This is a genomic window from uncultured Methanofollis sp. (genome assembly GCF_937919355.1).
Taxonomy (GTDB): domain Archaea; phylum Halobacteriota; class Methanomicrobia; order Methanomicrobiales; family Methanofollaceae; genus Methanofollis.
On record NZ_CALFSA010000223.1, the window covers coordinates 1 to 7017 of the forward strand.

The 7017-nt window shown below is 61.0% G+C and carries 7 protein-coding genes and 1 tRNA gene; 3 read left to right on the top strand and 5 right to left on the bottom strand.

From position 1 onward, the window contains the following. Window positions 1-258 precede the first annotated feature (258 nt). From Q0520_RS10970 to Q0520_RS10985, 4 genes are all read right to left on the bottom strand, one after another. Window positions 259-330: transfer RNA gene (locus tag Q0520_RS10970), tRNA-Ala, on the bottom strand. A gap of 138 nt (window positions 331-468) precedes the next feature. Then, window positions 469-1479, bottom strand: coding sequence for a transcription initiation factor IIB (locus Q0520_RS10975; protein ID WP_298670032.1), 1011 nt, complete (start codon window positions 1477-1479; stop codon window positions 469-471). Window positions 1480-1806: 327 nt separating this feature from the next. Next, on the bottom strand, window positions 1807-2463 hold the full coding sequence (locus Q0520_RS10980; RefSeq protein WP_298670034.1) for a histidinol phosphate phosphatase domain-containing protein: 657 nt from the start codon (window positions 2461-2463) through the stop codon (window positions 1807-1809). Next, complete coding sequence (locus Q0520_RS10985; RefSeq protein WP_298670036.1) at window positions 2460-2735, bottom strand: signal recognition particle subunit SRP19/SEC65 family protein; 276 nt, start codon at window positions 2733-2735, stop codon at window positions 2460-2462. The genes Q0520_RS10980 and Q0520_RS10985 overlap by 4 nt, the downstream gene beginning before the upstream one ends. A gap of 53 nt (window positions 2736-2788) precedes the next feature. On the opposite strand from Q0520_RS10985, the gene hypB reads away from it, so the two are divergent. Together hypB and Q0520_RS10995 are read left to right on the top strand one after the other, a co-directional pair. Continuing rightward, window positions 2789-3436 (top strand): hydrogenase nickel incorporation protein HypB, encoded by a 648-nt coding sequence (gene hypB / locus Q0520_RS10990; protein ID WP_298670038.1) that lies wholly within the window; start codon window positions 2789-2791, stop codon window positions 3434-3436. A gap of 86 nt (window positions 3437-3522) precedes the next feature. Further along, window positions 3523-3900 (top strand): 30S ribosomal protein S8e, encoded by a 378-nt coding sequence (locus Q0520_RS10995; RefSeq protein WP_298670044.1) that lies wholly within the window; start codon window positions 3523-3525, stop codon window positions 3898-3900. Between the two features lie 75 nt (window positions 3901-3975). Here the strand turns inward: Q0520_RS10995 and Q0520_RS11000 are convergent, their stop codons facing one another. Beyond that, window positions 3976-4317: a DsrE family protein gene (locus Q0520_RS11000; protein WP_298670040.1), complete on the bottom strand. Its 342-nt coding sequence runs from the start codon at window positions 4315-4317 to the stop codon at window positions 3976-3978. Window positions 4318-4415: 98 nt separating this feature from the next. On the opposite strand from Q0520_RS11000, the gene Q0520_RS11005 reads away from it, so the two are divergent. Further along, window positions 4416-7017 (top strand): PKD domain-containing protein (locus Q0520_RS11005; RefSeq protein ID WP_298670042.1); only part of this gene is annotated, 2602 nt, incomplete at its 3' end.

Below are 7017 nucleotides of genomic sequence, written 5' to 3' on the forward strand. Positions count from 1 at the left end.
GTGCCGCCGGTCCGACGACACTGACGGAAGCACAGGGTACAATGCCTCCCGCCACAACCCCGCAGCAGAGCACACTCCTTTTCACTCCCCTGCTTGCGCTCAGCGCCCTCATCCTTCTGCGGCGGAGGTAACACTCTTTTTTTTGGCGAGATTCAGGGCGGTGGAACCGGTTTCTGAGGTTCGGGCAGAAAAGAACCGGTGCTCCGTGGCCGAAGGTTGCGGAGCGTCCCCTCCTGATAATGAAACGTCAAAAAGGAATGGACCCGGCGGGATTTGAACCCGCGGCCTCATCGTTGCGAACGATGCGATCTTCCCCTGATCTACGAGCCCTTATGCCTGATCAGTGCCTGATCCTGCTCTGTAGTGTTGCCTCTGTTCCCTTATATCTGTTCCCATTCCGGCGCTCTGAACCGGTGTCTCTGACCATACGGCAGAGCAGGGCACGCATGCGGCCCGAAAAAAAGGAGATTAGAGGATGATCTCGATGTCGAGTTTCTCGGCGAGTTCCTTGTACCTGTTCCGGATCGTCACCTCGGTGACGCCCGCCACCTCGGCGACCTCGCGCTGGGTCCGCCTCTCCCCCGACAGGATCGAGGAGATGTAGATGGCGGCGGCCGCAACGCCGGTCGGCCCCCTGCCGCTTGTCAGTTCGCGCTCGCCCGCCTGCCGCAGGATCTCCACGGCCCTGCTCTGCACCTCGCCCTTGAGGGTGAGGCCGGAGCAGAAGCGGGGCACGTAGTCGATCGGCGAGGTTGGCAGGAGTTTGAGACCAAGTTCGCGGGAGATAAACCTGTACGTCCGCCCGATTTCCTTTCTTGAGACCCGTGAGACCTCGGCGATCTCGTCGAGGGTGCGCGGCACGGAGCACTGGCGGCATGCCGCATAGAGCGCGGCCGCGGCCACGCCCTCAATGGACCTGCCCCTGATCAGGTTCTTGTCCACAGCGTCACGGTAGATGACTGCCGCCGTCTCCCGCACGTTACGCGGCAGGCCGAGAGCCGAGGCCATCCTGTCCAGTTCGGAGAGCGCAAAGGCGAGGTTCCGCTCGGTGGCGTTCGAGACCCTGATCCTCCGCTGCCACTTGCGAAGACGGTACAGCTGCGCCCTGTTCTTCGAGGAGATGGCACGGCCGTAACTGTCGCGGTTCCGCCAGTCGATCATCGTCGAGAGGCCCTTGTCGTGGATGGTGAAGGTCATCGGTGCACCGACACGAGACCGCTTCACCCGCTGGTCGTGGTCGAAGGCACGCCACTCCGGGCCACGGTCGATGAACTCCTCGTCGAGGACGAGGCCGCAGTTTTTGCAGACAAGTTCAGCACGCTCATAGTCGTGGACGAGCTGCCGGCTGCCGCACTCCGGACAGACGTTCTCGGTCGCCTCCTCGCGCTTCTTCTCCGTCTCCCGCACTGTCGTCCGTACCCTCTTCTTCAGAGCCTCGCGCTCGCTCTGAAGCATCTTTAATTTCTCGATTTCTGCCATTTCCCATCACCTTTTGTATATAATTTCTCTCCCACGCGTCCACTGCAGGCCCCTTTGCAGACGACTGCAGCATAGGGCGAGGCCACATTCCCGAAGATGTCGACTACCTTCCCGGCCAGTTTCGTGCGTCTGTCGAAGACATCCCCATAGAGGCGGGGCAACTGGGCGGCGTCGCACCCGACGATCATCGTACGAGAACCGCAAATCTTAACAATCTGCCCCACAAGTTTCAAGAGAACTCCTCATCAAAACTCCTGCAAAAGGGAGTATCATATATAAATTGGGTGGCGTCGATATTTAAACATATCGACAAAATATAAATATGGATTAAATCTTGAGTAAATCCGAAACAATATTTATAGAAAGCGATCTCGCGCACTCGTCCTCAGTTAGCCCTGCTCCGCGTGCAACCGCCATCTTCGCCTCCCTGGTGAGGAGGTCTGAGGGCGCATGGGCATCTGAGTCCACAACCATCATGCACCCTGCGGCCCGTGCCGTCACCGCCACATAACCATTTGTCCTGTTGTGGCCGTTCCGCGAGGTGATCTCAAGGGCGACGCCGTTTTTCGCCGCAAGGCGTGCATCATCAGGGGTGATAAAGCCCGGGTGACCGAGGATATCGACGTCCTTTGAGGAGCAGGCGGCGTGGTTCGTGCCCGGAGCGACAGGTTCGACCGGTGACTCACCATGGACGACGACGACTTCAGCACCCTTCTCTTTGGCGTACGCTGCGAGTTCCGGGATCTCCTCGGGGGGCACATGGGTGATCTCGACTCCGCAGAGGAGGCGGACACCGAAGCGCTTCGCACTCTTCTTGAGACAGGACGTTGTCGTGATCACCTGGTCGATATTCGAGCAGTCGACATGGTCGGCGATGGCGACGACTTCATACCCGAGGACGGAGAGACGGCGGACAAGTTCGATGGGGAGGAGGTCGCCGTCCGTCATCGTGGTATGGGTGTGGAGGTCGTAGAGGCCGCTCACTGCCTCACCTCAAGCGCCCCTGCTACTTTCTGTATGAGGTCCCCCTTCGGCGTCGTGCACTCCACGACAACCCTGCCCTCCCGTTTGAACCAGTGGGCCGGGTGGTGTTTCTCCTCGGTCCGGTATGTCGTATAGCCGCACCTCTTCAGGGCCGCCCCGATATCGTCGACTGTCGGGTTCATGACGACACGTCCGGCAGGGACCCGCCGCCCCTCGGACCTCTTCAGACCGGTGGAAAAATAGCACGGATAGAGGATACAGACACGTTCCATTATAGAATGGTGGATGGTGAACCTATATAGGGGTCACGTTCAATACTCAATGTATGCACCACATCGACGTCCGGATCGAGAAGGACGTATATGCCGCAAATGACCGTCTTGCCGCTGAGAACTCTGCGCACCTGAAAGAACACGGTGTCAGGGCTTTTGACCTCCTCGGTGCCATCGGGTCTGGAAAGACCTCCCTGATCGAGCGGATGGTCCCCCTCCTTGCCGGGCGCGGCCTTGCGGCAGGCGCCATCGCCGGTGATGTCTACGGTGACGACGACTTCACGAGGATTGCCGCCCTTGGCGTCCCGGCCGTCAATGCGAATACCGGTACCGAGTGCCACCTTGACGCGCACCTCGTCGAACACGCCATCGACCACCTCCCCCTCGACAAGATCGACGTCCTGTTTATCGAGAACGTGGGTAACATGGTCTGCCCGACCGACTTCGCCCTCGGCGCCGAGAAGCGAGTCGTCGTCGTCTCCTCGACTGAAGGTGACGATGTCGTGAACAAGCACCCGATGATGTTCCGCGGCTGCTCGATCGGGGTGATCAACAAGGTCGACCTCGCCCCCCTTGTCGGCTGCAACATGGACCGGATGGAAGCCGACATGCGGCGGTACAACCCGGAGATGAAGATCTTCCGGACAAACATGAAGACCGGCGAGGGTGTCGAGGACGTGCTTGACGCCATCCTGAAGTGAGCAGGGTATAAATACAGAGAACAAGAATATATATAGCACTCTCTATGGGATTCCTGTCTCACAGATTGTAATCCTGAGGTGATACTATACAGTGGCAAGGTAGATCCGTACGGCGCCTCACCGGCGGCAGGAACCATCCGGCTTGTGGCAAGAGGCGGTATGAGCACGGCCGGGCCCCCGCAGAAACTCATATCGGGGAGAACAAGAGTCGGATTGTCAGGGTACGCGGCGGCAACACGAAAGTTCGGGCACTCCGCCTGAACGTTGCTTCCGTCTCCAACCCTGCGACCGGCGAGACGAAGAAGTCTGGCATTCTGAACGTGGAGGCAAACCCGGCAAACATCAACTATGTCCGCCGGAACCTCCTCACGAAGGGTGCGATCATCACGACCGATCTCGGGCGCGCCCGGATTGTGAGCCGCCCTGGTCAGGACGGCGTCGTCAACGCCGTGCTGATCCAATAAATCCATTTTTTCCGGAGATCTCCTTGCGGGAGGTCTTCGGCGATGCTGCGGCTGTCCGAACCGGGCGGCCCGCTGTCATAGTCTGAGATAGGCGTAGCCTTCGCTCTGCCGTCTCACGATCTCGCCGATGCCCGAGGGAACGACCTCGACAGACCGCTGGAAGTCGTCCCTGGAGAAACTCATCGCCCTGATGCTGTTGGCGCAGACCGCGAAACGCACGCCCTCTTCAGTCATGCGCCTGATGTCGTCCACGTGCTGGCCAGTCAGGAGAAAGGCCTTCACGCCGTCGCCGTGTGCGACCACCTCTATCTCTACCTCGTCCCCCATATCCAGACGGAGGTTCCTGACCGCCTGAAGGACCGCCCCGGTCTTTCCGGTCTCGGTGAGGTGGAAGAGCGCCCTGTGTCTGACCGTCATATCTCCTCCTCCGTGGGCTTATCCGGCGCCCTCTCCTATCAACCTTGTGCGGGCGCGATCCTCTTATACTGTCAGTGCCTATTCAGCGGCGCGTGACGATGCTGCTACGTACGCGGGTGCCGCTCATTTTTCTCCTCCTCCTCGTCGTCCTGGGTGCGGCGGGAGCCGGAGCGGGGCCGGGGGGCTGGGACACACCCCCTGAAAGGCCCCCCCAGAGCAATGAGATGTCCAAACTCTCTTCCGATCTTGTCGAGATGATCGGGCCTGATGAGAATACCTCTGCAAATACTGCCTTGTCTTCGGGATATGCCGCCCCTCAAGCGGTCACCGTCTATGTCTCCCTGTACCCCCCTGCTGCGACCGCCTGTGTCGACCCCTTTGCCGTGGAGGTGACGGCGCGGGATGAAGACCGCCACCTGGCCGTGGCACGGGTATGGGTCGAGGACCTGAGGGGACTTGCATCCCTCCCCGAAGTGCGGTCAGTGCGGACCGTCCTGCCGCCGTTCTTTGCTGCCGGTTCGGTGGACACTGAGGGCGACGTCCTTCTCAGGGCAGAGGACCTCAGGGACACCACAGGATGCAATGGAACCGGTGTGAAGGTCGGCGTCATCTCCGACGGCGTGGACCACCTCAACACCTCGGTCCAGACCGGTGACCTCCCTCCCGACGTCGAAGTCCTCTCGAACACCCTCGGCGGCGACGAGGGAACAGCGATGCTTGAGATCGTCCATGACATCGCTCCCGGCGCCTCCCTCTCCTTCCACGACTGTGGGGGCGACGTGATCTCCTTCGACGAGGCGTTCCTGGCCCTTGCCGATGCAGGGTGCACGGTCATCTGCGACGACATCGTCTATCTCGACGAACCTTTCTTTGACGAGAGTGCCAACGCCCCTCTTGGTGGCGTCCGGGGCCTCGCGGCCGGAGGAGACGTCCTCCTGGTCTCGTCGGCCGGCAACTTCGGCCTGTCGCACTACCAGGGGGAATACCTTGACGCCGGGAACAGGTATCAGTCCCATGACTTCGGTGGCGGAAGCGTCCTCCTCCCATTCAAGGTCTCTGCCGTGTCTCAGGCATTTGTCGTGCTCCAGTGGGACGACCCCTGGGTCTCGTCAGCGAACGACTACAACCTCTATGTCTGGGACGGCACCGGGTCGCTGGTGGGCATGAGCACCATCGTCCAGGAGGGGAACGGCACCCCCCTTGAAGTGGTCTCCTTCACCAACCCTGACCCCTTCGTCGCGACCTATTACGCGGGCGTCACCCGTGTCAACGGGTCGCCGCGCCTCCTTGAGATCTACACCTTCTACGGTGCCGTCTCCCCCGAGTACAACACCCCATCTGACTCGATCTTCGGCCACCCCGCCTATCCCGGCGTGGTCACGGTCGGGGCGATCGATTTCGAGGACACACTCCGGGGGTACTCCTCGCAGGGACCGGTGACCATCCTCTACCCCTCCCCCGAGGAGAGAGCCAAGCCCGACCTCATGGCGACAGACGGGGTGCAGGTGACAGGTGCAGGCGGTTTCCCGAACCCCTTCTACGGCACGAGCGCTTCGGCCCCACATGTGGCCGGTATCGCCGCCCTGCTTATGGAGCAGGACCCCTCCCTGAATGCTTCCGGTTTTGTGGACACCCTTCTCTCCCCGTCACCTGATTCCGGGTTGGCCGCGTACGACCCTGGTTACGGCTATGGCAAGGCTGACGCACTTGTCCTCAGTTCTGTCCTCAGTCCACCGCTCATCGCAAACTTCTCGGCCTCGCCAGTTGAGGGCATGGCACCCCTTACGGTCAGGTTCACCGACCTCTCGGAGGGTTCGCCTGATGCATGGGCCTGGGACTTCGGTGATGGCAATGTCTCCTCAGACCGGAATCCTGTCCATGTCTATACAGGGCCCGGTGTCTATTCGGTGAACCTCACGGTCATGGCAGGGACGTCGGCAAACTCCACCCTGAAGTCAGGTCTCATCAATGTGGTCCCGCAGGGTCCGCCCGCGGCGAACTTCTCTGCTTCTCCCCTCTCCGGCCCCGCGCCCCTTACGGTGAACTTCACCGACACCTCTGGTGGTTTCCCGACCTCGTGGTCGTGGGACTTCGGCGACGGGAACCTTTCGACCGACCCCGACCCGCAGCATGTCTACGCAGTTCCGGGCACATACGCCGTGAACCTGACAGTCACAAACCCCCATGGCAACGACACCCTGCACCGCCCTGATCTCGTCACGGTGGGACCCCATCTCCTCCGCGCCAACTTCTCCGCAAATGTCACTGCGGGCATGGTCCCCTTTGCGGTCCAGTTTATGGATGAGAGCCGTGGAAATGCGACCTCGTGGTCGTGGGAATTCGGCGACGGCAATGTCTCAACCGATCCTGACCCGGCTTATGTCTATGGGGTGCCGGGGACGTATGCGGTGAACCTCACTGTTGCGGACCCGTATTCCAATGACACTGTATCAAAGGCCGGTTTCATCAGTGCGGCCCCGCAGGGTCCGCCCGCGGCGAACTTCTCCGCCTCTCCCCTCTCCGGCCCCGCGCCCCTTACGGTGAACTTCACCGACACCTCTGATGGTTTCCCGACCTCGTGGTCGTGGGCCTTCGGCGACGGGAATTTCTCGGCCGATCCCGACCCGCAGCATGTCTACGCAGTGCCGGGCACATACGCCGTGAACCTGACGGTCACAAACCCCCATGGCAACGACACCC